This is a genomic window from Butyricicoccus faecihominis, from assembly GCF_014648015.1.
Classification (GTDB): Bacteria; Bacillota; Clostridia; order Oscillospirales; family Butyricicoccaceae; genus Agathobaculum; species Agathobaculum butyriciproducens.
Map to the genome: position 1 here is coordinate 1 of NZ_BMQH01000002.1, position 22,632 is coordinate 22,632.

Sequence of the window (22,632 nt, forward strand, 5' to 3'; positions counted from 1 at the left end):
CGCTGACGCAGTTCGTGTGCCCCAGTCAGCCGGTGCTGAAAAAACCTGCCGCCCGGATAGGGCGAACTCGCTGACGCAGTTCGTGTGCCCCAGAGGGTCGGTGCTGAAAAAACCTGCCGCCCGGATAGGGCGAACCGCCTGCGCGGTTCAAGTGCGCCCGGAAAACCGGTGCAGAGAAAAGACATCCCGCGTTTGCACTTCAAATAAAAGCCTGCGTATGCTATAATAAATTGGATTACATTTCACAGGGAGGTGCCCCGCATGCCGGACGAAAAACTCACCGCCTACCGCGGCGGCAAGGCGCTTCGCCGCGGCTGGACAACCGGATCGTGCGCGGCGGCGGCCTCGCAGGCGGCGGCTGTGCTGCTGCTGACCGGAATCGCGCCGCCGGAGATTCATCTGCACACGCCGGGCGGCATCACCTTCCGCCTGCCGGTCGAGAACGCACACAGGAGCGGGAGCGCGGCTGTCTGCACCGTCCGCAAGGACTCGGGCGACGACCCGGACATCACAAACGGGGTCCGCATCACGGCTTCTGTGCGCCGAATCGAAAAGGGCGTTGCCATAGAGGGCGGCGCCGGCGTCGGTCGGATTACCCGCCCGGGACTGGCGATGCCGGTCGGAGAAGCGGCGATCAATCCCGGTCCGCGGCAGCAGATCACGGACGCGGTGCACCGGGCCGCAGAACAGAACGGATACGGCGGCGGCTTTTCTGTCACCATTTCGGTGGAGGACGGCGAGGCACTTGCCGCCCAGACCTACAATGGCCACCTCGGCATCGTCGGCGGCATCTCGATTCTCGGCACGAGCGGCATCGTTGAGCCGATGAGCGAAAAGGCGCTCGTGGACACCATCCGATTGGAGCTGGACAGCCTGTACGCGCAGGGACAGCGCATTGCGTTCCTGTGTCCGGGCAACTACGGCGCGGATTTCGCGCGGGACACGCTCGGCCTTGACCTTGAACGCGCGGTCAAGTGCTCCAACTTCATCGGTGAGGCGTTCGACCACGCAGCGTACCGCGGCTATCCGGAGATTCTGCTCGTCGGACACGCCGGAAAGCTGGTCAAGATGGCTGCAGGCGTGATGAACACGCATTCATCGGTCGCAGACGCACGGCAGGAGATTTTCACCGCGCATGCGGCACTGTGCGGCGCACCGCGCGAGACACTCGAAGGACTGATGGCCGCCATCTCGGTGGACGCGTGCGTGGAGCTGCTGGACGAGGTGAATCTTCGTCAGCCCGTCCTGTCGCGCATCGGCAGGGAAATGGAAACCCGTATCGCCCTGCGCATGAAGGGGCAGGCACGCGTGGAATTCATCATGTTTACGGGAAAATACGGCGTGCTGGCCGAGTCGGCGGGCGCGCGCGCACTCTGTGAGAGGTTGAAACTGCAATGAAGGGTATTTTATATGGAGTCGGCGTCGGTCCGGGCGATCCGGAACTGCTGACCGCCAAGGCGATTCGGCTGCTGCGCGAGTGCGATGCGGTCGCCGCACCGAAGTCCGCCGACGGCAGACAGACCGCACTGGATATTGCTTCGCCGTACATCGGGCAGGACAAGACGATCCTGCTGTTCGATATGCCGATGACGCACGACAGGCAGGCGCGAAATGCCAGCCACGACGCGGCGGCAGACGCGCTCTGTGCGCTGCTCGACGAGGGCAAAACCGTGGTGTTTCTCACGCTCGGTGACCCGACGGTGTATTCTACCTACTGGTATGTACACAGGCGCGTGGCCGCTCGCGGTTATGCTGCCGAGCTGGTGCCCGGCGTGCCGTCCTTCTGTGCCGCGGCTGCCGCCATGGGCCGCGCCCTGTGCGAGGACGGGGAAATGCTGCACGTTATTCCGGTCACGCACGGCAGGGCAGAGGAGGGACTTTCTCTCTCCGGCAGCAGGGTGCTGATGAAGACCGGAAAGAGTGTATTGGAGGTCCGCGAACTGCTCCGGCAGCGCGGCGAACTTGGCAGCGCGGTGCTGATCGAACGCGTTGGCATGGACGGTCAGCGGCTGATCGAAGATTTAGATGCGCTTGAACAGCCGAGCGGCTATTTCTCTATTATATTGGTAAAGGAGCAAAGCGAATGATCTATTTTGTGGGTGCAGGCTCGGGTGCGCCCGACCTGATCACGGTACGCGGCGCACGTCTGCTGAGCGAGGCAGATGTGATCGTTTACGCCGGTTCGCTGGTCAATCCGGCACTTCTGGAGTACAAAAAGGACGGATGCGAGGTATACAACAGCGCGAAGATGACGCTCGAGGAGGTCATCGCCGTGATGGCGCCTGCCGCGAAAGCGGGCAAAACGGTCGTGCGTCTGCACACCGGCGATCCGTGCGTGTACGGTGCGCACCGCGAGCAGATGGACGAGCTGGACAGGCTCGGTCTGGCGTATGAGGTCTGTCCGGGCGTGTCCTCGTTCTGCGGCGCGGCAGCGGCACTCAAAGCCGAGTACACACTGCCGAATGTCAGCCAGTCGGTCATCCTGACGCGCATGGAGGGCCGCACGCCCGTGCCCGAAAAGGAGCAGATCGAGGCGTTCGCGGCACACGGAGCCACCATGGTCATCTTCCTGTCGGCAGGTCAGCTGCCGCGCCTGTCCGAGCGGCTGATCGCGGGCGGCTACGCGCCGGACACGCCTGCGGCTATCGTGTACAAGGCCACCTGGCCGGACGAAAAGGTCGTGCGGACAACGGTCGCACACCTCGCCGAAGCCGGTGCGCGAGAGGGCATCACCAAGACCGCGCTCATCACGGTGGGCGGGTTCCTTGGCACCGAGTACGAGCGCTCCAAGCTGTACGACCCGACCTTTACGACCGAATTTCGTGAGGCAAGCCGATGAAGCACGCAAAATTTGTATCCTTTACCCTGTGCGGCGCACAGACTGTGCAAAAGGCGGTAAAACTCCTGCCGGATTTCCGGTGTGAGCGGTACGCGAGGACGGCGGATGCGTCGCTCTCGGGCACGAGCCTGAAACGCTTTGCACAGCAGGCAATGGTCGATTGTGACCTGATCGTGTTCGTGGGCGCGACCGGAATCGCGGTACGCGCAGTGGCGCCGTATTTGATGGGGAAAGCCTATGATCCGGCGGTAATCGTCATTGATGAGCAGGGAAAGTTCGTGATTCCGCTCCTGTCCGGACATCTGGGCGGTGCCAACAAGATTGCAGAAATACTTGCGCAAGGTCTGCAGGCTGTGCCGGTGCTCACCACCGCGACAGATGGACGGCAGGTGTTCGCCGTGGACACTTGGGCAAAAGCACACAGCTGTGCAGTTCTGGAGCCGGAACATATTAAATATGTATCCGGTGCGCTGCTCAGAGGGGAAACCGTGGGCGTTCGCTCGGATTTTCCGGTAGACGGGCTGCTGCCCGCCCATATTGATCTTAAAAAAGACGCGGAAAGCGGGTTCACGATTGGATTCCGCACAGACGCACAGCCGTTTGCACACACGCTGCATCTCGTGCCGCGGATCGCGTATCTCGGCATTGGCTGCCGCAAGGGCACGAGCGCGGATGCCATCGAGCAGACGGTTCAGGCGGCGCTTGCATCGAAAAAACTGCCCTGGCAGGCGATTTGCGGTGCGGCGAGCATTGATATCAAGCAGAATGAGCCGGGTTTGCTGCTGTTTTGCGAAAAACACGGACTGCCGTTCCGCACCTTTACGGCCGAGCAGCTGCAGGACGCACAAGGCGAATTCAGCCGGTCGGCGTTCGTGCAGCAGACCGTCGGCGTAGATAATGTGTGCGAACGCGCGGCTGTGTGCGCAGCACAGAACGGCGCACTTATCTTGCATAAATTCGCGCAGAACGGCGTGACGGCGGCTGTCGCTGTGCCGGACTGGCGCGTGACGTTTGAAGAACGGGAGGACGAAGCATGAAGCTGTATTGCATCGGCATCGGGCCGGGCGGCGAGGAGCAGATGACGCTGCGCGCGGTGCGTGCTCTGGAAAAATGTGACTGTGTGGCAGGCTACGGCCTGTACCTCGATTTGATCGAGAACCTCATTTCGGGCAAAGAACGCATCGAATCCGGCATGACGCGCGAGGTTTTGCGCTGCAAAGCGGCGGTTGAGGCGGCAAAACAGGGTAAAACGGTCGCGGTCGTGTCCTCGGGAGACGCCGGTGTGTACGGCATGGCCGGCCTGCTGCTCGAGCTTTGCGAGCACGAGCCGAACCTCGAGGTCGAGGTCATTCCGGGCATCACGGCGGCCTGCTCGGGCGGCGCCGTGCTCGGCTCGCCGCTGACGTGTGACTTTGCGTGCATCAGCCTGTCCGACCTGCTCACGCCGTGGGACAAGATCGAGCAGCGTCTGCGCGGCGCGGCGGCCGGCGATTTCTGCATCGCGCTGTACAATCCGTCGAGCAAAAAACGCACCGACCATCTGCGCCGAGCCTGCGATATTCTGCTGGAGATCGTACCGCCGGAAACCGTCTGCGGTCTGGTGCGCAGCATTGGCCGAGAAGGCGAAAGCTGCACGCTTACAACGCTCGGTGAGCTGCGTGATACACAGGTCGATATGCTGACGACTGCGTTTGTCGGAAACAGCCGTACGCGCGTGATGGACGGCCGCATGGTCACGCCGAGGGGGTATCGCGGCGTATGAAGCTGATGATTTTCTCCGGTACGACAGAAGGACACGATTTGTGCCGGTTTTTGTCGAAAAAGAGCGTGCAGGCAGATGTTTTCGTTGCCACAGAGTATGGTGCGGCGGTGATGGAGCCGATGGCGGGAATCACGGTTCACGAGGGCCGCTTGGATGAGCGGGAGATGGAAAAGCGATTGACCTCGGATACGCTGCTCATCGACGCAACGCATCCGTATGCAGCGGCTGTGACCGACAATCTGCGGGCGGCCTGTGCGAAATCGGGCGCACGCTATGAGCGGCTGCTGCGGCCTGCCCTGCCTTATCAGAACTGCGAAATCGTGCTGGACACAGCCGCCGCAGTGGACTGGCTGAACGCGCATCCGGGCAAGGTTTTGCTCACCACAGGAAGTAAAGAACTGGAAGCGTACACGGCGGTGCAGGACTTCCAAACGCGCCTGTTCCCGCGCGTGCTGCCGACTGCGTCGGTGCTCGAAAAGTGCGCCGCACTCGGCTTCCCGGGCGCGCACATCATCGCCATGCAAGGCCCGTTTTCGCAGGCGATGAACGCGGCGCTACTGCGCGAGACCGGCGCAAAAATCCTCGTGACCAAGGACACCGGCGTGTCCGGCGGCTTTGCGGAGAAGGTAGCGGCAGCCGAGGAGGTCGGCGCAAAGGTACTGGTCATTGCGCGTCCGCGTGTGGAAAACGGCAAAAATCAGGTGGAAATGCAGGCATTTATCGCGGATTTGCTCGGATTACAGCCGGAAAAAATGCAGCGCATATTCACCATCATCGGCGCAGGCATGGGCATGGCGGACACGCTGACCGGCGAAGCCGTCCGCACGCTTGCAGCCGCAGAGGAAGTATTTGCCACAAAACGGCTCGCATCGCTGTCGCCCAAGGCGGAGGTCTGCGCGTTCTCAGAGCTGGCTGAGCGGGCAATTTCCGGTCATGCCCGGCACACGGCGCTGTTGGTTTCCGGCGACGTGGGATTCTTCAGCGCGGCCGGAAAGCTGCGCGAGCGGCTCCTGCCATACGGCGGGGTAACACTCGTGCCGGGATTGTCAAGCATGCAGTATATGTGCGCGAAATGCGGCATTTCCTACGAAAATCTGTGTTTTAAGAGCCTGCACGGTCGCGCAGGGAATATTCTCGGTGCCGTAAGTTACTATGCGGCAACATTTGCGCTGACCGGCGGTGAAAACAACGCGCAGGCGGTTTGCAGCAGCCTTATGGATGCGGGATTGGGCGCGCTGCCCGTTCATCTCGGGGAAAATCTCGGCGCGGAAAATGAGCGGATTGTGCACGGCACAGCTGCGGAGATCGCGCAGCTTTCGTGCTCGGATTTAGCGGTTCTGCTGCTCGAAAACCCGCATGCGGCGAACAAAAACGAACCGATTCGAGATGAAATGCTCACGCGCGGAAAGGTGCCGATGACCAAGGAAGAGGTTCGGTGGGTGTCGGTGAACCGCCTGACTGTCCGACCGACCGACATGGTTTGGGACGTGGGTGCGGGCACCGGTGCGGTCACGCTCGAGCTGGCGCGCAAGGCCGGCGACGGCACGGTTTATGCTATTGAGCGAAAGCCGGAAGCGGTCGCGCTCTTGCGCGAAAACCGCATAAAACTCGGCGGATACAATGTGAAAATCATTGAAGGACCTGCGCCAGAGGCACTGGAGGACCTTCCGGCACCGGACTGCGTGTTCGTCGGCGGGAGCGGCGGCAGAATGCGAGAGATTCTGGCACTCGCTAAGAAGAAAAATCCGGAAGTCCGCGTGGTCGTGAACGCGATTGCGCTCGAGACCTTGTTTGCGGCGCAGACGGCTTTGAAAGAATTGGGATTTACTGACATCGAGATCACGCAGTTGGCGGCCACGCGCGGCAAGCCGGTCGGCGCGTACACCATGCTGACTGCGAACAATCCGGTGTTTATTCTGTCCGGGAGGGCCGAAAATGATACAAAATAATGCACCAAGACTGCTGCTTGCGGGCACCGGCAGCGGCTGCGGCAAGACGACGGTCACGACCGCGATTCTGCGGGCTCTGCAGCGCCGCGGCGTAAAACTCAGCGCGTTCAAGTGCGGTCCGGACTACATCGACCCGATGTTCCACACGGCGGTTTTGGGCGTTCCGAGCCGCAATTTAGACCTTTTTTTCGAGGACGAGGCCGGTATTCGCAGTCAACTTGCGCGGCATATCCAGCCGGACGGTCTCGGCGTGATCGAGGGCGTTATGGGCTTTTACGACGGCGTTTCCGGTACGACGGATACGGCTTCGGCGGCGCATCTGGCCCGCGCAACCGGCACGCCTGCGGTGCTGATCGTGCGGCCTAAGGGTCAGTCGCTGTCGCTTGCGGCACAGATTCACGGGTTCCGCACATTTGCGGAAAATACGCTTGCAGGAGTGATTTTAAACGGCGTTTCCGCAGGGATGTACTCGTTTTACAAACAAATCGCAGAGAAAGCGGGGCTGCCTGTGCTCGGCTTTTTGCCGCCGGTTCCGGAGGCCGAAATACCTGACCGCCACCTCGGTCTGGTGACGGCGGACGAGCTGTCCGACCTGCGTGAAAAAATTGATCGGCTCGCGGATGCGGCAGAGGAGGGCATTGACCTCCACGCATTGTGTGCATTAGCACAGACGGCGAAACCGCTGACCGATACGCACATGTCGCTCGCTCGTGTGACCGATTTTCCGGTGCGGATCGCGGTAGCGAAGGACCGCGCATTCTGCTTCTATTACGAGGATAACTTCGATGTGCTGCGCGAGCTGGGGGCAGAGCTTGTGCCGTTTTCGCCGCTCACAGACGAGCGGCTGCCGGAGAATATCGATGGCCTGTATCTCGGCGGCGGCTATCCGGAATTATATGAAAAACGGCTTTCAGAGAATGAAATCATGCGAGATTCTATCAAAACAGCGATTCTAAACGGTTTGCCGACAGTTGCAGAATGCGGCGGATTTCTTTATCTGCTGCAGTCGCTCGACGGCGCGGAAATGGCAGGTGTGCTGCCGACTTCGGCGCACATGACGCGCAGGCTGCAGCCGTTCGGCTATGTCACGCTCACGGCAAACAGTGATAACCTGCTGTGCGAAGCCGGTGGACAATTTCCTGTGCACGAGTTCCATTATGCACAGGCTGTGGATAATGGCACAGATTTTCGCGCGGTCAAGCCAAACGGGCGCGCGTGGGACTGCGGCTTTGCGTCGGATACGCTCTATGCAGGATTTCCGCATTTGTATTTCCGTGCGAAAACTGAAATTGCAGCGAATTTTGTCCGGAAATGCGCAGAAAGGAGCGGAAAATGACACTTGAACAGACTATTTCTGTCATCCGGCCGCTGGATGAGAAAAGCATGACGGCGGCGCGAAACCGTTTTGCAAATATTGCCATGCCGCTCGGCGGTCTGGGTCTTCTGCAGGACGCGATTGTGCAGCTTGCGGGTATTCTCGGTCAGCCGGTGCCGGATATTTCCAGACGCGCGGCGGTAGTTTTCTGCGCGGACAACGGCGTGGTTGCCGAGGGCGTGACGCAGTGCGGGCAGGAGGTGACAGCCACGGTCGCGGAAAATATGGGCCGCGGCGAGTCCACCGTATGTCTGATGGCAAAACAGCTCGGAATGGACGTGTTTCCGGTCGATATAGGTGTTGCACAGCCGATAAAGAGCGAAAAAGTACTGCAATTTTCCGTTCGGCGCGGAACTGCAAACTTGGCGCATGAGCCTGCCATGACGCGGAAAGAGGCACTCGAAGCGGTCGAAATCGGCATTAAAATGGCGGAAATGTGTGCCGAAAAGGGATATTCGGTGCTGATAGGCGGCGAAATGGGCATCGGCAACACGACTACGAGCGCGGCAGTCACGGCGGCGCTCACCGGCGCGGAGACTGCGGCGGTCACAGGACGCGGAGCGGGTCTGTCAACGGCCGGTCTGGAGCGAAAAATCGCGGTAATCGAGGCGGCGCTGGCGCTTCACAAACCCGACCCGAATGACTCGATCGACGTGCTGCATAAGGTTGGCGGTTTGGATATCGCGGGTCTGTGCGGTCTGTATTTGGGTGCGGCGGCGCAGCGCATTCCGGTCGTGCTGGACGGCGTGATTTCGTGTGCGGCGGCGCTTCTCGCGGTGCGATTGTGCCCGCAGTCTGTGCATTTTATGGTCGCAGCGCACAGATCGGACGAACCGGCGAGCGTTCTGCTGCTCGATGCACTCGGCAAGCGGCCGTTCCTGACGGCGGGCATGCATCTCGGGGAGGGGACAGGCGCGGCGGCAGGCGTGGCACTTTTGGACCTGGCACTGGCGTCATATCGGGAAATGGTGAGCTTCGCGGACATTGGAATAGAGGCATATCAGCCGCAAAAGTAGTTGTTTGTCTGACAGATAGCACAAATTTTTATAGAAATATTGTGTGTAACGCCGATAAATGCGATCTGCCTGCATTCTTTACAGGAATACTGCGTGCAGCAAAAAGCACCGAGCGTTAACTCGGTGCTTACGGTTCAAATTTTTAGCATTTCAGAGCTTCATCCGCGATATTTGCGGTGATTTTGTTGTAGAACTCCTGCTTCTGCGCATCGTTTTCAAACGCTGAGAACGGCACGATGACCGCGGAGAATTCATCAACAAAAATATAATAATGCTTGTCATCGGTTGCGGTGCGCTGAACGGCCGAATACTGGTAAACGGTATCTTCGTTCTCGCCGGACAGCTCGAATTCGCTTTCACGCAGCGTGAGCGTTTTCGGTCCGCAAAGCTGTTTGTTCTTTGCGTTCTTGAGGATTTTCTCGATATTTTTGATCATTTTATGACGCATATAGCGCGGTGTGCCCCAGAAGCAGACGGCAGCGAGCGCAACGTAAACCGCGATGGAAACCGGCGTGAGCGTATGCAGCCAGTACATGAGCGCACTGCCGCCGAGAATGACAATAGCCGCGGTGGCGATTCTCATGGTGCGAATGCTGCGTTGAACAATCGCATTATTGTTGTAATAATTCAAATTAAAATCAATAAAATCCTGTTTGGTGATATCGTAATGCAGCTCCATTTTTCTTTACCTCAACTTACTCGGATAAAGTTATTGTATCGAAAATCAGAGCGGATTGCAAGTCTAATTCAGAAAGGGGAGCGAAAATGCTGATTTTAGTGACCGGCGGAGCGGCTTCGGGCAAGTCGGAGCACGCGGAACGGCTGGTGTGTGAAAAAGCACAGAGTCGATTATATCTGGCGACCATGCAGCCGTTCGGCAAGTCTGCAGAGGCGCGGATTGCACGGCATCGGGCGCTTCGTGCGGGAAAAGGGTTCGCTACGGTGGAGAGAACACTTGATTTAGCGAATCTCAGGCTCTCTCAGCAATACGACGGAATTTTGCTCGAGGATTTGGGCAATCTGCTGGCAAACGAGCTGTTTGCGCCGGAAGGCGCAGGTGCAGGATCGGCGTTCGACAGCATTGTTGCAGGCGTGGATAATCTGCAAAAATACTGTGAAACGCTGGTTATCGTTTCCAACGAAATCTTTGCGGACGGCGTGCCGTACCCGCCGGAGACCATGCAGTATATCCGGATTTTAGGAGAACTGCACCAGAAATTAACTGGGAAAGCAGACGCGGTATATGAATCGGTGTGCGGGATTTTACTGTCGGTAAAGGAGGGAAAACAGCCGTGAAAAGTGTAATCAGCGGACTTTTGGTCGCGTTTTCAATGTACTCTGCGATACCTGTTCCGCAGGTGAACTGGGAAAAACAGACCATGCGGTGGGCACTTGGCTTCCTGCCGCTCATCGGTGTGCTGATCGGTGCGATAGAGTGGTTCTGGTTCGCATTTTGCATGCATTTCGGCGCAGCAGGTGTGTTTTACGCTGTGATCGCAGCGCTGATTCCTCTGGCGGTGTCCGGCGGCATTCATCTGGACGGCCTGTGCGACACCTGCGACGCGCTGTGCTCGTTCGGTGACCGGGAAAAGCGGCTGAACATTCTCAAGGACCCGCACGTTGGCGCGTTTGGGCCGCTCTGGCTGATGGCATTCCTGCTGGCCGAGGTCGGGTGTTTTGCCCAGATTTACGACCGGCCTGTGCTTCTTCCGCTGGCATGCACAGGATTTGCTTTTGCACGGACAATGGGCGGCCGTAAGGTGGTTGCATCACCGTGCGCGAAAGACAGCGGACTTGCACATATCTTTGCAGAAAACAGCGATAAACGCGCGGTATCGCGCATGTTAGTTGCTGAATTTGTTCTGTTTGCGGTGCTTCTCGGATTGTGGATATACCGCGTGCCGCACGCGCTTGCTGCGGCGAAAGTGCTCGTTATCGTGCTCGTTGTGTGGTATGCTGTGCATGAGCACATAAGCCGCCGTGTGTTCGGCGGTGTCACCGGAGACTTGGCGGGATTCTGCATCTCGCTGTCGGAACTGATCACGCTTGCGGCAGCAGCGATTGGAGGGCTGATTTTATGACCGTGCTCATCATTGGCGGCGCATATCAGGGGAAACGAAAAGTTGCCGAAAACCTGTATGCAGACCTGCCGAGGATTGAAAATCTGCACGAAATCGTGCGGAAAATGCTAAAGGAAGACAAAGACCCGCTGTCACTCGCAGATACGCTGTGCGGACACGTTATCACCTGCGATGAGATCGGCTGCGGCATCGTTCCCATCGACCGTGCGGACGAAAACTGGCGTGAAACGGTTGGTCGCCTGTGCTGTGCTTTAGCACAGAAAGCAGATGCAGTCGTGCGCGTGATCGCAGGCGTGTCGCAATTCATCAAAGGAGAACAACCATGACGATAACCTTTGCCGTGCTGCTCGGCTTCGCGCTCGACTGGCTGCTCGGAGACCCGAAAAAATTGCCGCATCCGGTATGTGCGGTGGGAAAACTCATTTCAGGAACCGAAAAAGTTCTGCGCCGCATCTTTCCCGCAACGCCCGCGGCACTGACATTCGCCGGAATTTTACTCTGGCTCATCACCTGCGGTATGAGCTTTGCCGTGCCGTTTTTCCTTCTGCGCTGGCTGTATCATGTGAACTTCTGGTTCGGTTTTGCCGTCGAAACGCTGCTCTGCTGGATGATTTTCGCACGAAAAAGCCTTGCGGACGCCGGTTATCATGTCTACGGCGCGGTCAAGCAGTCGCTCGAGGAGGGACGCAAGGCCATCGCGTGGTACGTCGGCCGCGACACCGCAGAGCTGTCCGAGGAGGGCGTTATCAAGGCCGCTGTCGAGACTGTGGCTGAAAACCTGACGGACGGTGTGGTCTCGCCGCTCGTGTTCATGCTCATCGGCGGAGCGCCGCTCGGCATGCTGTACAAGGCGGTCAACACGCTGGATTCCATGGTCGGCTATCATAACGAAAAGTACGAGTATTTCGGCAAGTTTTCGGCAAAAATGGACGATTTATTCAACTTTATTCCTGCCAGACTGTCCGCACTGTGCATGATCGCCGGTGCCGGAATGCTGCATCTCGATAACCGAAATGCGCTGCGGATTTACCGCCGAGACCGCAATAAGCACAAAAGTCCGAACGCCGGTCAGACCGAGTCCGCGTGCGCGGGCGCGCTGCACATCCAGCTCGGCGGCGATGCCAGCTACTTCGGCAAAGTCGTTAAAAAGGCCGCCTTCGGTGATCCGATCCGCAGCGTAGACCGCACGGATATTCTCGCAACGGTCGATCTGATGACGGCGGCAAGCGTGTTTGCGCTGGTGCTGTGCTGTGCAATCCGCCTGATCGTAAAAAGTTAGGACGCTGTGCGGGAGAGAAAACTCGCATTTGAAAGGATGAAAAAATGCTTAATTATGTCCACGGCGGCGATATCCAAACCTACATCGACCGCCACGGCTTCGCGCCGCTCGACCTGTCCGCGAACATCAATCCGTTCGGCATACCGGACGCGGTACGCGCGGCCATGCACAGGGCTGTGGATAACTGCACGCAGTATCCCGACCCGTTTTGCCGCGCCGCGCGGCAGGCGATTGGTGCGAGAGAAGGCGTCAATCCGGATTTTCTGTACTGCGGCAACGGTGCGGCGGATGTGCTCGACCGGCTTGCGGCGGTGCTGAAACCGCGCAAGGTGCTGCTCACCGCACCGACCTTTGCGGAGTACGAGCGCACGCTCTCGGGTGCGGAGATTCGGGTGCATAATCTGCGGGAAACGGACGGTTTTGCGCTCACAGAACGTATTTTGGGCGAGATTTCACCGGATTTGGATGCGGTTTATCTCTGCAATCCGAACAATCCGACCGGGCGAACCGTTAAGCCGGAGCTTCTGCGGGAAATCGTTCGGAAATGTACAGAAAACGGCGTAAAACCGGTTGTGGATGAGTGTTTCAATGACTTTCTGGAGGACGCCGCGCAGCACACACTGAAAGACCTGCTGGAATCCGATCCCGGCCTGATCATCCTGCGCGCGTACACGAAAATGTACGCTGTGCCCGGTGTGCGCTTCGGCTGGTGCATGACGGCGGACGCGGCGCTGATTGAGAAATTATACCATGCCGGACAGCCGTGGAACGTGTCGGTCATCGCGCAGGCGTGCGCCGTCGCGGCGGCAAACGAGCCGGACTGGGCCGCTGAAACCGCCAAACGCATTGCCGAGGAACGCAGGTTTTTATCCGACGGACTTGCAGCCCACGGACTGAAAGTCTTTCCGGGTGAAGCGAACTTCCTGCTGTTCCGCTCCAACGATACCGGATTGCACAAGAAACTCGCTGAACACGGCATAATGATACGAAACTGCGATAATTATCGCGGACTTTCGGCGGGATACTATCGCGTTGCGGTAAAAACGAGAGAAGCGAGTGAGCGGTTACTGCAAATCATTACTAATTATACCCAATGTGAGGTGTAAAATGGCAAAGACAATCATGATACAGGGAACGTGCTCGAATGCAGGCAAAAGCCTTCTCTGCGCGGCTCTGTGCCGGATTTTCCGGCAGGACGGCTACCGCGTTGCACCGTTCAAGTCACAGAACATGGCGCTCAACTCGTTCATCACGGCGGACGGCAGGGAGATGGGCCGCGCACAGGTCGTGCAGGCCGAGGCGGCGGGCATCGCGCCCGATGTGCGTATGAACCCGATCTTGCTCAAGCCGACAAGCGACGTTGGCTCGCAGGTCATCATCATGGGCGAGGCGCAGGGAAACCGCACCGCGCGCGAATATTGGGGGCACAAAAAGGCGCTTTTGCCCATTATCAAGGACGCATTTGACAGCCTTGCCGCTGAGAACGACATTATTGTGATCGAGGGTGCGGGCAGTCCGGCGGAGATCAATCTCAAGCAGGATGATATTGTAAATATGGGTCTGGCGAAGCTGGTGGATGCACCCGTTCTGCTGATCGGCGACATTGACCGCGGCGGCGTGTTCGCGTCGCTGTACGGTACGGTCAAGCTGCTCGATGAGGACGAGCAGGCGCGCATTCACGGTCTCATCATCAACAAATTCCGCGGTGACGTGGAGATTCTGCGGCCGGGTCTGACGCAGCTCGAGGATTTGACCGGCAAGCCGGTCATCGGCGTGGTGCCGTACGGTCATTTTGACATCGACGATGAGGACAGCCTGTCCGAGCGTCTGGACGCAAAGGCTGCTCCCGCACTGGTGAACATTGCGGTGGTAAAGCTGCCGCGTCTTTCCAATTTCACGGATTTTTCCGCACTTTCGCGTGTATCCGGCGTGGGCGTTGTCTACGCGGACAAACCGGCACAGCTTGCCGGAGCCGATCTGATTATCCTGCCGGGCACCAAGTCCACGCTGGCAGACCTGCGGTGGCTGCGCGAGAGCGGCATGGAGGCGCAGATTCTCAAGGCGCACGCGGCAGGCACACCGGTTTTCGGCATCTGCGGCGGTTACCAGATGATGGGACGCACGGTGTCCGACCCGGACAATACCGAGGGCGGCGGCAGTCTGCGCGGCATGAATCTGCTGCCGATCGACACGGTGTTCCGCCCGAGCAAGACCACGACGCAGACGCGCGGCACGCTGCTTGAGATTGACGGCGTGCTGTCCGATTTGAGCGGTCTGGCGGTCGAGGGCTACGAGATTCACATGGGCGAAACCGTGCGCGACGCGAGTGCAAAGCCGCTCGTTCGATTGCTTCGCAGGGAAGGCGAAATCGAGGACGGCTGTCAGACGGAAAACGCCTTCGGCACCTATCTGCACGGCGTGTTCGATGCGCCGGAGGCGGCGCTGCGGACGGCGCAAGCACTGGCGAAAAAGAAGGGTGTGACGCTCACCGGTGAAGCGCTCGACACACACGCCTACAAGGAGCAGCAGTACGACAAACTGGCGGATTCGGTGCGGAAATCGCTCGATATGGAGTGGATTTACCGCATAATGGAGGGAAAAGCATGACAGGACTCATTCATATTTACTGCGGCGACGGCAAGGGCAAGACTACGGCGTCGGTCGGACTGGCGGTGCGCTGCGCCGGACGCGGGAACAAGGTCGTGTTCACGCAGTTTCTCAAGGATGGGACTTCGGGTGAGTGCCGCGTGCTGGCGAAATTGCCCGACGTGACCGTTATGGCAGCCAATCCGGTCGGCAAGTTCTCGTTCCGCATGACGGAGGCGGAGAAGCGGGAGACAGCGGACGCGCTCACCCGCACCTTCGATGCGGCAACCGGCTTTGCCGTGCGGGAGCACGCGCGGCTGCTCGTGTTGGATGAGGTCTGCGCGGCAATCTCGTGCGGCTTTCTGGATGAGAAAACGGTCGTAAAATTCCTTGAGACCAAGCCGGAAACGCTCGAGGTCGTACTGACCGGACGGGGTCCGTCCGAAGCGCTGCAGGCACACGCGGACTACATTACGGAAATGAAAATGCAGCGGCACCCGTTTGAGAAGGGCATCGCTGCGCGGGAGGGAATTGAATTTTGAACGGATACATGAAGCCGCAGGACATCGAAAAGCGGTCGTTTGAGATCATCACCGCCGAGATGGGCGAGCGCACGTTTCCGGCGGGCATCGCCGAGGTAGTCAAGCGCGTGATCCACACCACGGCGGATTTTGACTACGCGGACAGTCTCGCGTTCTCGCCGGACGTGATTAAAAAGGCAAAGGCCGCGCTTGCGGCAGGGGCGACGGTGGTTACCGATACCAATATGGCGCTCTCCGGGGTGAGCAAGGCGACGCTGGCAAAGCTCGGCGGAAAGGCGGTCTGCCTGATGGCGGATGAGCAGGTGGCAGGCGAGGCCAAGGCGCGCGGTGTCACGCGGGCAGTCGTTTCGATGGAGCACGCCGCCAAATTTGAAGGCCCGCTCATCTTCGCCATCGGCAATGCGCCGACCGCGCTCATCCGTCTGCATGAGTTGATTGAGGAAGGCATTGTCGCGCCTGCGCTCGTCATCGGCGTGCCGGTCGGATTTGTCAACGTGGTCGAGGCGAAGGAGCTGTTCATCGGCGGGGACACGCCGTATATCATCGCACGAGGCCGTAAGGGCGGCTCGAATGTAGCCGCGTCCATTGTCAATGCGCTGTTGTATCAGATGGTACATCGAGAAGGCTTTTAACGCGAAAAAAGAGGAAGTTTCGGCTGAAACTTCCTCTTTTGTTTATTCCCATAAGCCTTTTTCCCTGCAGTCGGCAATGTATGCGTCGATATTGTCCGCTGTGATGACCTCGGAACCCGAGTCGATCACCGATTCAACGGATTTGCCCTCGAGTACGTCCAAAGCGGCCTCGACAGCTTTGTAGCCCATTTCATAGCCCTGCTGGGCAATATCGACAGTCAGCTCGCCGCGGTCGAGCGCTTCCACCGCAGCCTGATTGCCGTCAAAGCCGCAGATAACGGTTTTTTGATAGTCGGCGCTGTTGTTATCCCAGATGCACTTGATGGCTGCAAGCGCCATATCATCGCTGGTAACGAGCAGCGCGTCCACACCCTGCGGATACTTCTGCATGACAGCCTCCATCGCGGCTGCCGCACGGTCGGGCTGCGCGTCGCAGTACTGCACCTCGAGCACAGTGCCGCCCGCCTGCTCCACGGCGCTGCGGTAGCCGCGCAGGCAAGGCATGCCAGTGCTGCCGCAATCATTCTCCTATTCATGGTGTGTCTCCTCGTTCTCTTTTCTGTCGGGAGCTGCTCCCGCTCTTCCCTTGATAAGAGTTTAACATATTTTCCGCAGAGAGACAAATAGAAAAGGCATGACTTCAAATCATGCCTTTTTCCGTAACTTTTATCAGGTTATTTGCTCAGACGCTGCTCCATATAATTGTGCGCGTTCAGCTCAAGAGTATCGTTGAGCGGTACGAGCGGCTCGGTCTTGCCGTAGCGGCGGTCGAGCGCGGTCTGCAGGATAAAGTCGCACAGCACGGGATTCTTCGGCAGCAGGGAGCCGTGCGAGTAGGTGGCGAACACATTGTTGTAGCGTGCGCCCTCGGTCTGATCCTCGCCGTTGTTGCCGTAGCCCTTGATCATCATGCCGAGCGGCGCGACGTCCTCGCCGAGATAGGTTTTGCCCGAGTGGTTCTCAAAGCCGACCACGATGGAGCCGCTGCTCTCGGGCGTTGTGCGGTACATGTAGTTGCCGATCATGCGCTCTTTCGCGCCGATGGTGTGCACGTTGATCGCGCCGATGAAGTCGAGCTGCACGCCGTCCCACGTTTTGTAATACTGACCGAGCATCTGGTAGCCGCCGCAGATGGCGAGGAACACCTTCTCCTCATCAACAGCGGTGCAGATGTCCTTGCCCTTGCCGGAGGCGAGGTCGCGTAGCAGCACCTCCTGCTCGAAGTCCTGTCCGCCGCCGATGAAGAAAATGTCGTACTTGTCCACATCGAGCGGCTGACCGATCGAGCACTCGTCCACATTGACGCTGATGCCGCGGCTCTCCAGACGGCGCTTCATCGTGATAATGTTGCCCCGGTCACCGTACAGATTGAGAATGTCGGGGTAAAGATGGCAGATATTCAGTTCCATTGCAGTTTCCCCCTTATTCGTAGAACGCCTTAACGTCGGTGTGCTTGCTGATCTCACCGCGCAGGTCGAACATGGCAGTGTATGTCGGCATAAGGAATGCCGGTGTCTCATCCGAGCCGATCTCGGTCAGCAGCCTGTCGTACTCGCGGATAACCTCGATACGCTCGGGTGCAAAGCCTGCGTACTTGAGACGCAGCGCCATATCATCCGCACGCACGCCGGAAACCAGTACGCGCGTAAAGCGCACCTGCTGGTCGGCGAGTGCCTCGAAGTCAACGTCCCAGATCCAGCTGATGTCCGTGCCGTCCGCGAAGCGGTCGTTGAGCAGGAATGCCAGCTTGTAATTGCCCTCATCGTGCGCGATCAGGTTGATGACCTGATTGAAGCCGGCAGGATTCTTGACCAGCATCATGCGCGCCTGTGCCTGACCGAGTTTGAACTGCTCGGCACGGCCGAAGCCGCACTCAAACTGAGAAAGCGCGCTGACCGCGGTCTGTTCATCAATGCCGACAACATGCGCGACAGCGGCCTCTGCGGCGGCGTTGTAGATGTTGTAGCCGCCCGGCAGGTTGACGTGTACCTCGTGCTCGTGACCGAAGATGTCCAGTATGATGTCGGACGAGTCCGCACCGGTGGTGAGCACCTTGGTGACAGCGACCTGCGGCGTCTGGCGGTGGTAGCCGCACTTCGGGCAGCGGAAGCCGCCGAGATGGCCGTAGGTGATGTAATCGTACTCATATTCGGTCTTGCAGTGGATGCAGTACGGCGCGTCGGACAGCTCGTGCGCGGTCTCCTTGTAGATCGGGACATTTACGCCGAACCAGACGATCTTGTTCGGCACGCTGTCCGCAAGGGAAGCGGTGAGCGAGCAGTCCGCGTTCAGGCAGAGCGTTGCATTCGGCACATGCGTGATACCCTCGCGGATGGCGTTGAGCGTGTGCGTAATTTCGCCGTAGCGGTCAAGCTGGTCGCGGAAGATGTTGTTGACGACCAGACATTCGACCGGCAGGTATTCGCTCGTTTTGCGGAAGGCTGCCTCGTCGCACTCGATGAGCGCGTGCGTGTACGGGCATTTGCCGGACAGCGTGGAATGCTGTGCAAATACCGCGATGATGCCGGTCAGCAGGTTCGCGCCCGACTTGTTGGAGAAATATTTGAGTCCCGCATCGGCGAACGCTTGCTCGATCATGCGGGAGGTGGTGGTCTTGCCGTTCGTGCCGGTCACGACCGTGACCTTTACGCCGTGCGACAGCTCACCCAGAATATTTTTATCAATTTTCAGTGCCAGCTTGCCCGGCAGGTTGGTGCCGCCGCGTCCCAGCCTGCGCAGGACAGCGCCCGATGCCTTGCACACCAGCACCGCCAGTCTGGTTTGGAGTTTCATTGTTGTAACCTCTTTTTCAAGTCATATAAAATAAGTATATCGCATTTTGCGGCATTGCACAAGGGAAAACGTCGGAAAATGCGCCTACCCGGCGGGGGCACAAGAGGGTAGACACCTGCGGTTTCCACCCTCTTGTGAATCACCCCTTTCCCTTGGAGGGTCTGGCGCAGATTGCCGACATGTGACCGCTGCGAAAAAAGGGGAACGGCAGAGGATTTTTTCTTCCGCGCGGTATCCGCATATTCGCATTTCGGCTACTTTACTGCTACGCATACCGGCTACTTTCCGCAGGCGCGGCATGACAGTGCCGCGCAACTCGGTTGCGAGTGCAAATCAGCTATAACCGCAGGATTTGGATAATCTGCACAGGTAAAAATGTTGCGCGGCACTGTTATGCCGCGCCTGCGTGGAGTAAATCGCCTGTGTAGCAGTATGGTAGCCGAAATGCGAATAGGTGTTATACAACGCGGAAGAAAAAATTCTCTGCCGTTCTCTTTTTTTCTACGCTTACGCAGTCTACCATCTGCACCCAAGGTAGTAGGGAAAAGGGGAGATTCACAAGAGGGTGGAAAACCGCAGGTTGTCTACCCTCTTGTGCGCCTGCCGCGCGTAGCGGCAATTCCCCGCTGTGGTTCACGGCAAAGCTCCCCGCCCGGACAGGGCGAACCGCCTGCGTGGTTCGGGCACACTGGACAGCCTGTGCCGCCGTTTCCGTATCGGCTTTTCGGTTTGCATAGGGCAACAATTTTGCCCGCATATTGACTTTCGGCTGCGCATATGCTATCATAAAGCGCAATAAGGGAGTAGTCGGCGCGGAGCGTTCCGCCGCGCGGCAGAGCCAACATACTGGGGAGGACGCTCCTCTGGTTTTGCATGAAATGACGAGACTTATCTGTTCTACGCGGCAGATGGGTCTTTTTTTGTGCCTGTTTTCCGCCGGATAAACGACTGAGGAGGACAAGAAAATGGGTTTATTGGAGTTGTTTTTAATCGCAGTCGGTCTGTCGATGGATGCGTTCGCGGTGTCTGTCTGCAAGGGACTGAGCGTGCGCACGCTCAAGGCTAAGCACGCGGTCATCTGCGGACTGTATTTCGGCGGCTTTCAGCTTTTAATGCCGCTCATCGGCTTTGCACTCGGCGTGCGCTTTCAGTCGCTCATCACGAGCATTGATCACTGGATCGCCTTCGTGCTGCTGGGGCTTATCGGCGCAAACATGGTGCGCGAGTCGCGCGAGCACGATGACGAAAGCGTCAGCGATTCGTTCCGCTTTATGACCATGCTGCCGCTTGCGGTTGCCACGAGCATTGATGCACTTGCGGTCGGCGTGACGTTTGCATTCCTGCAGGTCGATATCGTTCCGGCGGTGTCGTTCATCGGTGCAACTACGTTTGTGCTGTCGTGCATCGGCGTGAAGATCGGCCATGTGTTCGGCACAAAGTACAAGTCCCGCGCAGAGCTGTTCGGCGGTATCGTGCTGATCCTGATGGGTCTCAAAATCCTGCTGGAGCATTTGGGTTTTCTGGGATAACAAAAGGCACCTCAATGAGGTGCCTTTTTACTGTCTCTATGCGTTTTCGGTCGAAAATCATTCGGCTGCAGCCTGCACGCCCGCCATATCCTGCACGGTCTTGCAGGTCAGCTCCTTGCTGATCTTGCCCGCGAAGCCGGTCAGCGTCTTGCCTGGACCGATCTCGCACGCCGAGGTCAGACCGGCAGCCATGCCGTTCTTCACCAGCTGCGTCCAGCGAACCGGAGAGATCATGTGCTGCTCGAGGTGTGCCGGCAGGTCGGAGCAGTCGTAAACCTTGCCGTCGAGGTTGGAGTAAATATCCATCTTTGGTGCGGAGAAGGTAAAGTCCGCAACGTAAGCGCGCAGCTCTGCGGCAGCCTTTGCCATCAGCGGGGTGTGGAATGCACCGGATACAGCAAGCGGGAGCGCACGGCGCGCGCCGGCAGCCTTGCAGTTCTCGATCGCCTCTGCGAGAGCCGCCTTTTCACCTGCGATAACCAGCTGACCCGGGCAGTTATAGTTTACCGGACGAACCACGCCGGAGGTCACCTTCGCGCAGGCTTCTTCAATTACGCTGTCCTCCAGTCCGAGGATAGCCGCCATGCCGCCGTCGATCGAGTCCGCAGCCTGCTGCATCAGCTTGCCGCGCATGGAAACGATCTTCACGCCGTCTGCGAGGGAAACAACGCCTGCAGCCGCCAGTGCGGTGTATTCACCGAGCGAGAAGCCTGCCGCTGCCTTGAATTCCACGCCTGCTTCCTTCAGTGCAGCCCAGGCTGCCATGGAATGGGTGAAAATAGCGATCTGGCTGTTCTCCGTGCGGGAGAGCGTTTCCTTATCGCTCTCAAAGCACAGCTTGGCTACATCCAGACCGGCGCCTTCGCTTGCTTCCTCAAAAACCAGCTTGGCAGCCTGCGAGTTCTCATAAAGATCCTTGCCCATGCCGGGGGCCTGTGCGCCCTGACCCGGGAAAAATGCAAAACCGTAGTTCACGTTTCGTTCCTCCAAAATAATAATCAAACGCTGACAGCACCGTATTTTAATAGATATTCTTCACACAAAGTGTTGCTAAATAATAACGGTCTGTCTTGACAATTTACTGTGCTTTTATTATAATAGTCGGAGAATACTTTGTCAATCTAACTATTGTCGCTTTTCCACGCTTTTTGGGAGAGCGATTTGGACTTTTTAGGAGCGTGGAAATCATCAACAGTAAATTGATCGGCACGGGCGCCTGCATTCCGGATTTTGTCCTGACCAACGCCATGCTGGAAAAAATGGTCGATACCAACGATGAGTGGATCGTGCAGCGCACCGGTGTGCGCGAGCGCCGCATCGCAAAGAATACACATACATGGGAGCTGGCGCTCGGTGCCGCGCAGGATGCGCTGGCTGACGCGGGCATCTCGGCGGAGGAGCTCGACCTGATCCTGGTGAGCACCTGCACGCCGGATACCAACACGCCGAATACCGCCGCCATCCTGCAGGACAAGCTGGGCGCACGGCAGGTCGGCGCGTTCGACATCAACAACGCCTGCACCGGCTTTGTTTCCGCGACCGACATTGCGGACAGCTACATCAAATCCGGCAAGGCAAAGACCGTACTGGTTGTCTCGGCGGAAACGCTGTCGCGCATTGTGGACTACACCGACCGCTCGACCTGCATCCTGTTCGGCGACGGTGCTGCGGCGGCTATCTATCAGGCGACCGAGGACGAAACAACGGGTATCCTGTCCACGTTCAGCGCGGCGGACGGCTCGGGCGGCGAATACCTGCAAATGCAGGCGCTCCCGGTCGAGGACCCGTTCGCGGAGGAACGTCCGGTAGATCCGAAGGCGCGTTTCCTTAAAATGCAGGGCGCACCGGTCGTGCGCTTCACCGCAAGAGCGGTCCCGCTGGCCATCGACACCGCACTCAAGCGGGCGGGCGTTTCGGCGGACGACATCGACTGGGTAGTGCCGCATCAGGCCAACCTGCGTATTCTGGATGTCATCGCCAAGCGCTACCATCTGCCGAAAGAGAAGATTTACGTCAACATGGACCGTTTCGGCAATACCTCGTCGGCAAGCGTGCCGATCTGCCTGAACGAAATGCGTAAGAACGGCCTGCTGCACGAGGGTCAGACCATTGTCTGCACCGGCTTCGGCGGAGGACTTACTTATGGCGCTTTTGTGCTGAAATTGTAATTACAGTACAATATTCAACAGAAATGTACGATACCAGATATTCAGCGCAATAACATTTGGTTACATTTCGTGAAAAATATG

The 22,632-nt window shown here is 58.4% G+C and carries 23 protein-coding genes; 18 read left to right on the forward strand and 5 right to left on the reverse strand.

Annotated elements, in window-relative coordinates; genetic code table 11:
• Window positions 1-261 precede the first annotated feature (261 nt).
• The 8 genes from cbiD to cobT are packed head-to-tail and all read left to right on the forward strand — an operon-like array spanning window position 262 to window position 8,941.
• Window positions 262-1,398, forward strand: coding sequence for a cobalt-precorrin-5B (C(1))-methyltransferase CbiD (gene cbiD / locus IEY11_RS01630; RefSeq protein ID WP_188885565.1), 1,137 nt, complete (start codon window positions 262-264; stop codon window positions 1,396-1,398).
• Window positions 1,395-2,087 carry a precorrin-2 C(20)-methyltransferase gene (cobI, locus tag IEY11_RS01635; RefSeq protein ID WP_188885566.1) on the forward strand — a complete coding sequence of 231 codons (693 nt, stop codon included), beginning with the start codon at window positions 1,395-1,397 and terminating at the stop codon, window positions 2,085-2,087. Before cbiD ends, cobI begins: the two co-directional genes overlap by 4 nt.
• Complete coding sequence (cobM, locus tag IEY11_RS01640; RefSeq protein ID WP_188885567.1) at window positions 2,084-2,839, forward strand: precorrin-4 C(11)-methyltransferase; 756 nt, start codon at window positions 2,084-2,086, stop codon at window positions 2,837-2,839. Before cobI ends, cobM begins: the two co-directional genes overlap by 4 nt.
• Window positions 2,836-3,876, forward strand: coding sequence for a cobalt-precorrin 5A hydrolase (locus IEY11_RS01645; protein ID WP_188885568.1), 1,041 nt, complete (start codon window positions 2,836-2,838; stop codon window positions 3,874-3,876). The genes cobM and IEY11_RS01645 overlap by 4 nt, the downstream gene beginning before the upstream one ends.
• Window positions 3,873-4,601, forward strand: a complete 729-nt coding sequence (gene cobJ / locus IEY11_RS01650) for a precorrin-3B C(17)-methyltransferase (protein WP_188885569.1) — start codon at window positions 3,873-3,875, stop codon at window positions 4,599-4,601. The genes IEY11_RS01645 and cobJ overlap by 4 nt, the downstream gene beginning before the upstream one ends.
• The gene (gene cobK / locus IEY11_RS01655) at window positions 4,598-6,550 is read left to right on the forward strand and encodes a precorrin-6A reductase (protein WP_188885570.1); all 1,953 of its coding nucleotides are present in this window, start codon (window positions 4,598-4,600) and stop codon (window positions 6,548-6,550) included. Before cobJ ends, cobK begins: the two co-directional genes overlap by 4 nt.
• Window positions 6,537-7,886 carry a cobyrinate a,c-diamide synthase gene (locus tag IEY11_RS01660; protein ID WP_188885571.1) on the forward strand — a complete coding sequence of 450 codons (1,350 nt, stop codon included), beginning with the start codon at window positions 6,537-6,539 and terminating at the stop codon, window positions 7,884-7,886. The genes cobK and IEY11_RS01660 overlap by 14 nt, the downstream gene beginning before the upstream one ends.
• A complete protein-coding gene (gene cobT / locus IEY11_RS01665) occupies window positions 7,883-8,941 on the forward strand; it encodes a nicotinate-nucleotide--dimethylbenzimidazole phosphoribosyltransferase (RefSeq protein ID WP_188885572.1) in 1,059 nt (352 codons plus the stop codon). Before IEY11_RS01660 ends, cobT begins: the two co-directional genes overlap by 4 nt.
• Window positions 8,942-9,083: 142 nt before the next feature.
• Here the strand turns inward: cobT and IEY11_RS01670 are convergent, their stop codons facing one another.
• A complete protein-coding gene (locus tag IEY11_RS01670; RefSeq protein WP_118728935.1) occupies window positions 9,084-9,620 on the reverse strand; it encodes a YcxB family protein in 537 nt (178 codons plus the stop codon).
• Between the two features lie 86 nt (window positions 9,621-9,706).
• Between IEY11_RS01670 and IEY11_RS01675 the strand changes: the two genes are divergently transcribed.
• Genes IEY11_RS01675 through IEY11_RS01710 form a run of 8 tightly spaced genes read left to right on the forward strand, consistent with a single transcriptional unit; the run spans window position 9,707 to window position 16,061 of the window.
• Window positions 9,707-10,237, forward strand: coding sequence for a bifunctional adenosylcobinamide kinase/adenosylcobinamide-phosphate guanylyltransferase (locus IEY11_RS01675; RefSeq protein ID WP_188885573.1), 531 nt, complete (start codon window positions 9,707-9,709; stop codon window positions 10,235-10,237).
• Window positions 10,234-11,022, forward strand: coding sequence for an adenosylcobinamide-GDP ribazoletransferase (locus IEY11_RS01680; protein WP_188885574.1), 789 nt, complete (start codon window positions 10,234-10,236; stop codon window positions 11,020-11,022). Before IEY11_RS01675 ends, IEY11_RS01680 begins: the two co-directional genes overlap by 4 nt.
• Window positions 11,019-11,348 (forward strand): bifunctional adenosylcobinamide kinase/adenosylcobinamide-phosphate guanylyltransferase, encoded by a 330-nt coding sequence (locus IEY11_RS01685; protein WP_188885575.1) that lies wholly within the window; start codon window positions 11,019-11,021, stop codon window positions 11,346-11,348. The genes IEY11_RS01680 and IEY11_RS01685 overlap by 4 nt, the downstream gene beginning before the upstream one ends.
• Window positions 11,345-12,301 (forward strand): adenosylcobinamide-phosphate synthase CbiB, encoded by a 957-nt coding sequence (cbiB, locus tag IEY11_RS01690; protein ID WP_188885576.1) that lies wholly within the window; start codon window positions 11,345-11,347, stop codon window positions 12,299-12,301. Before IEY11_RS01685 ends, cbiB begins: the two co-directional genes overlap by 4 nt.
• Window positions 12,302-12,345: 44 nt before the next feature.
• The gene (locus IEY11_RS01695) at window positions 12,346-13,407 is read left to right on the forward strand and encodes a pyridoxal phosphate-dependent aminotransferase (protein ID WP_188885577.1); all 1,062 of its coding nucleotides are present in this window, start codon (window positions 12,346-12,348) and stop codon (window positions 13,405-13,407) included.
• A 1-nt stretch (window position 13,408) separates the two neighbouring features.
• A complete protein-coding gene (locus IEY11_RS01700; protein WP_188885578.1) occupies window positions 13,409-14,908 on the forward strand; it encodes a cobyric acid synthase in 1,500 nt (499 codons plus the stop codon).
• The gene (locus IEY11_RS01705; RefSeq protein WP_188885579.1) at window positions 14,905-15,429 is read left to right on the forward strand and encodes a cob(I)yrinic acid a,c-diamide adenosyltransferase; all 525 of its coding nucleotides are present in this window, start codon (window positions 14,905-14,907) and stop codon (window positions 15,427-15,429) included. The genes IEY11_RS01700 and IEY11_RS01705 overlap by 4 nt, the downstream gene beginning before the upstream one ends.
• An 8-nt stretch (window positions 15,430-15,437) precedes the next feature.
• Window positions 15,438-16,061, forward strand: a complete 624-nt coding sequence (locus tag IEY11_RS01710; RefSeq protein ID WP_188885768.1) for a precorrin-8X methylmutase — start codon at window positions 15,438-15,440, stop codon at window positions 16,059-16,061.
• A 42-nt stretch (window positions 16,062-16,103) separates the two neighbouring features.
• Here IEY11_RS01710 and IEY11_RS01715 read toward each other — a convergent pair whose 3' ends face one another.
• The 3 genes from IEY11_RS01715 to IEY11_RS01725 form a co-directional block, all read right to left on the reverse strand.
• Complete coding sequence (locus tag IEY11_RS01715; RefSeq protein ID WP_188885580.1) at window positions 16,104-16,565, reverse strand: sugar ABC transporter substrate-binding protein; 462 nt, start codon at window positions 16,563-16,565, stop codon at window positions 16,104-16,106.
• A 170-nt stretch (window positions 16,566-16,735) separates the two neighbouring features.
• Window positions 16,736-17,470 carry a type 1 glutamine amidotransferase gene (locus IEY11_RS01720; protein WP_188885581.1) on the reverse strand — a complete coding sequence of 245 codons (735 nt, stop codon included), beginning with the start codon at window positions 17,468-17,470 and terminating at the stop codon, window positions 16,736-16,738.
• A gap of 13 nt (window positions 17,471-17,483) precedes the next feature.
• Window positions 17,484-18,854: a Mur ligase family protein gene (locus IEY11_RS01725; RefSeq protein ID WP_188885582.1), complete on the reverse strand. Its 1,371-nt coding sequence runs from the start codon at window positions 18,852-18,854 to the stop codon at window positions 17,484-17,486.
• A gap of 965 nt (window positions 18,855-19,819) precedes the next feature.
• Here IEY11_RS01725 and IEY11_RS01730 point away from each other — a divergent pair.
• The gene (locus IEY11_RS01730; protein ID WP_110435160.1) at window positions 19,820-20,383 is read left to right on the forward strand and encodes a manganese efflux pump MntP; all 564 of its coding nucleotides are present in this window, start codon (window positions 19,820-19,822) and stop codon (window positions 20,381-20,383) included.
• A 57-nt stretch (window positions 20,384-20,440) separates the two neighbouring features.
• Here the strand turns inward: IEY11_RS01730 and fabD are convergent, their stop codons facing one another.
• Window positions 20,441-21,358, reverse strand: coding sequence for an ACP S-malonyltransferase (fabD, locus tag IEY11_RS01735; RefSeq protein WP_118360851.1), 918 nt, complete (start codon window positions 21,356-21,358; stop codon window positions 20,441-20,443).
• 203 nt (window positions 21,359-21,561) lie between these two features.
• Between fabD and IEY11_RS01740 the strand changes: the two genes are divergently transcribed.
• Window positions 21,562-22,551 (forward strand): beta-ketoacyl-ACP synthase III, encoded by a 990-nt coding sequence (locus IEY11_RS01740; RefSeq protein ID WP_243183930.1) that lies wholly within the window; start codon window positions 21,562-21,564, stop codon window positions 22,549-22,551.
• The last annotated feature ends 81 nt before the right edge of the window (window positions 22,552-22,632 follow it).

Bases quoted from the DNA above. Each gene is read 5' to 3' on its own strand.
- cbiD (WP_188885565.1), top strand. From the start codon at position 262: ATGCCGGACGAAAAACTCACCGCCTACCGCGGCGGCAAGGCGCTTCGC.
- cobI (WP_188885566.1), top strand. From the start codon at position 1,395: ATGAAGGGTATTTTATATGGAGTCGGCGTCGGTCCGGGCGATCCGGAA.
- cobM (WP_188885567.1), top strand. From the start codon at position 2,084: ATGATCTATTTTGTGGGTGCAGGCTCGGGTGCGCCCGACCTGATCACG.
- IEY11_RS01645 (WP_188885568.1), top strand. From the start codon at position 2,836: ATGAAGCACGCAAAATTTGTATCCTTTACCCTGTGCGGCGCACAGACT.
- cobJ (WP_188885569.1), top strand. From the start codon at position 3,873: ATGAAGCTGTATTGCATCGGCATCGGGCCGGGCGGCGAGGAGCAGATG.
- cobK (WP_188885570.1), top strand. From the start codon at position 4,598: ATGAAGCTGATGATTTTCTCCGGTACGACAGAAGGACACGATTTGTGC.
- IEY11_RS01660 (WP_188885571.1), top strand. From the start codon at position 6,537: ATGATACAAAATAATGCACCAAGACTGCTGCTTGCGGGCACCGGCAGC.
- cobT (WP_188885572.1), top strand. From the start codon at position 7,883: ATGACACTTGAACAGACTATTTCTGTCATCCGGCCGCTGGATGAGAAA.
- IEY11_RS01670 (WP_118728935.1), bottom strand. From the start codon at position 9,620: ATGGAGCTGCATTACGATATCACCAAACAGGATTTTATTGATTTTAAT.
- IEY11_RS01675 (WP_188885573.1), top strand. From the start codon at position 9,707: ATGCTGATTTTAGTGACCGGCGGAGCGGCTTCGGGCAAGTCGGAGCAC.
- IEY11_RS01685 (WP_188885575.1), top strand. From the start codon at position 11,019: ATGACCGTGCTCATCATTGGCGGCGCATATCAGGGGAAACGAAAAGTT.
- cbiB (WP_188885576.1), top strand. From the start codon at position 11,345: ATGACGATAACCTTTGCCGTGCTGCTCGGCTTCGCGCTCGACTGGCTG.
- IEY11_RS01695 (WP_188885577.1), top strand. From the start codon at position 12,346: ATGCTTAATTATGTCCACGGCGGCGATATCCAAACCTACATCGACCGC.
- IEY11_RS01700 (WP_188885578.1), top strand. From the start codon at position 13,409: ATGGCAAAGACAATCATGATACAGGGAACGTGCTCGAATGCAGGCAAA.
- IEY11_RS01705 (WP_188885579.1), top strand. From the start codon at position 14,905: ATGACAGGACTCATTCATATTTACTGCGGCGACGGCAAGGGCAAGACT.
- IEY11_RS01710 (WP_188885768.1), top strand. From the start codon at position 15,438: ATGAAGCCGCAGGACATCGAAAAGCGGTCGTTTGAGATCATCACCGCC.
- IEY11_RS01715 (WP_188885580.1), bottom strand. From the start codon at position 16,565: ATGCCTTGCCTGCGCGGCTACCGCAGCGCCGTGGAGCAGGCGGGCGGC.
- IEY11_RS01720 (WP_188885581.1), bottom strand. From the start codon at position 17,470: ATGGAACTGAATATCTGCCATCTTTACCCCGACATTCTCAATCTGTAC.
- IEY11_RS01725 (WP_188885582.1), bottom strand. From the start codon at position 18,854: ATGAAACTCCAAACCAGACTGGCGGTGCTGGTGTGCAAGGCATCGGGC.
- IEY11_RS01730 (WP_110435160.1), top strand. From the start codon at position 19,820: ATGGGTTTATTGGAGTTGTTTTTAATCGCAGTCGGTCTGTCGATGGAT.